This window comes from Streptomyces aureus, from assembly GCF_001418135.1.
In the GTDB taxonomy this organism is placed as follows: domain Bacteria; phylum Actinomycetota; class Actinomycetes; order Streptomycetales; family Streptomycetaceae; genus Streptomyces; species Streptomyces aureus_A.
In genome coordinates this window covers 1-1936 of the sequence record NZ_LIPQ01000690.1, presented here as the reverse complement: position 1 = coordinate 1936, position 1936 = coordinate 1, and the positions used below count along the sequence as shown (strand labels likewise).

Here is a 1936-nt window from a genome sequence, read left to right as displayed (position 1 = left end):
GATGTCGGCCCCGGCGGCGCGGGCCGCGTCCGCGAGGGCGTCGGTGAGGGCTCCCATGCCGCCGACGGGTACGTCCCAGTCGCCGGTGCCGCCGCCGATGACGTGGTAGAGGAAGCAGCGGTTCTGAAGGAGCGTCGGGTCGTGGGCGTCGGAGAAGGTGCCGATGAGGGCGTCGGTGAGGACGACGCCGCGGACGAGGTCGTCGGCGAACTCCCGCTCGACGGTGACGCCCAGGGGTTCCTCGAAGAGCATCCGCCAGGTGGCGGCGTCGTCCACGCGGGCGCGCAGCGCGGCGCGGGTGGGGAGGGGCTCGGTGAGGGTGGGGAAGATCCGGCGGGCGGCGCGGCCGGTGCGCTCGTAGAAGGCCTGCCAGGCCTCGTACTCGCGGTCGGAACCGGTGAGTTCGGCGAAGGAGGCGCGGGTGCGGGCGGTGCCGCCGCCGACGAGCAGGCCGCCGTCGCCCTTCGGGGTGTACGAGGAGATGGACCGTTTCCGTACGGCGAACCGCAGCTTGAGATCGCGCACGATCTTCTCTGGAAGGAGCGAGACGAGGTACGAGTACCGGGACAGGCGCGCGTCGACCCCGGCGAACGGCCGGGTGGACACGGCCGCCCCGCCGGTGGAGCCGAGCCGCTCCAGGACGAGCACGGAGCGCCCGGCACGGGCGAGGTAGGCGGCGGCGACGAGGCCGTTGTGTCCTCCGCCGACGACGACGGCGTCGTACGAGCGGGAGGCGGGCCGGGCGTCCGGAAACGGGTCGGGGGCAGTCATGGCTCATGCTCACACGGAGACGACGGCCGGGGAAGAGGACGCATCGGCGGGCCGGCGGACGCCGGGCCCGCGGAATCTCGCCTGCCGCGGGGCGCGCCTCCCGCGGACGGCCGGGCCCGTCGTCGGCGCCGAGGGGGTGTCGAAGCGGCGGCGGTCCAGGTCGGCTCAGGCCTGACGCGGCGGCGATCCAGGACGGCTCAAGCCTGACGCGGCGGCGACCCAGGACGGCTCAAGCCTGACGCGCAGCGGCGACCCAGGACGGCTCAAGCCTGACGCGGCGGCCCCGTCCTCTCAGCTCCGCGGCGGTGCGGTGGCCGCTCGCAAGAGGAGGGCGGCGGCCTCGGCGTGGCGGCCCAGGCGCTCCAGGCAGTGGGCCTCGTCGTCCAGGGCCGCGAGGGTGTCGGGGTGGGCGGGGCCGAGGAGCCGGGTGCGGGCGGCGGCGACCGCGCCGTGCGAGGCGAGTGCCTCCTCCCAGCGGCCGAGGCGGCCGAGGGCGACGGCGGTCTCCCGGCGGCTCAGGAGCGTGTCCGGGTGGTCCGGCCCGAGCACCCGCTCGCGGTCCGCGTGGACGCTCTCGGACTCGGCGAGCGCCTCGGGCCAGCGGCCGAGGCGGCCGAGGTTGACCGCCAGGGCATGGCGGGCGCGGAGGGTCTCGGGGCCGTCGGCGCCCTGTGCGCGGGTGCGCGCGGCGACGAGGTCGCGGCAGACGCCCAGCGCGTCCGCGGCCTGCCCGAGCCGGCCGAGGAAGACTCCGGTCTCGTAGCGGGCGGCGAGGGTGTCGGGGTGGTCCGGGCCGAGGGCGGCGGCACGTGCGTCGGCGACCGCGCGGTACTGGGCGAGGGCCTCGTCGCCCCGCCCCAACCGCCCGAGCGTGTACGCCACTTCGCGCCGGGTCACCAGCGTGTCGGGATGGTCCTCGCCGAGGAGCCGGGCCCGTGCCTCCGCCACCTCGTGCGCCGTGCGGTACGACTCCTCGAAGCGGCCCAGGCGGCCGAGCGTGAAGGCGAGGTTGTGGCGACAGCGCAGGGTGTCCGGGTGGTCGGGGCCCACGGTGCGCTCGCGTGCGGCGAGCACGCCGACGTACACCTCGTACGCCTCGGGGTGCCGTCCCAGGCGGCCGAGCGCGTACGCCCGCTCCTGCCGGGCCGCGAGGGTGTCGGGGTGG

The 1936-nt window shown here is 76.7% G+C and carries 2 protein-coding genes; both read right to left on the bottom strand.

Annotation, left to right across the window (positions count from 1 at the left end):
* Positions 1-771: phytoene desaturase family protein (locus tag AOK00_RS36175; RefSeq protein ID WP_159041939.1), on the bottom strand; the 771-nt coding region annotated here is incomplete at its 3' end.
* A 291-nt stretch (positions 772-1062) separates the two neighbouring features.
* A partial coding sequence (locus AOK00_RS36170) for a tetratricopeptide repeat protein (protein ID WP_159041938.1) occupies positions 1063-1936 on the bottom strand: 874 nt, incomplete at its 5' end.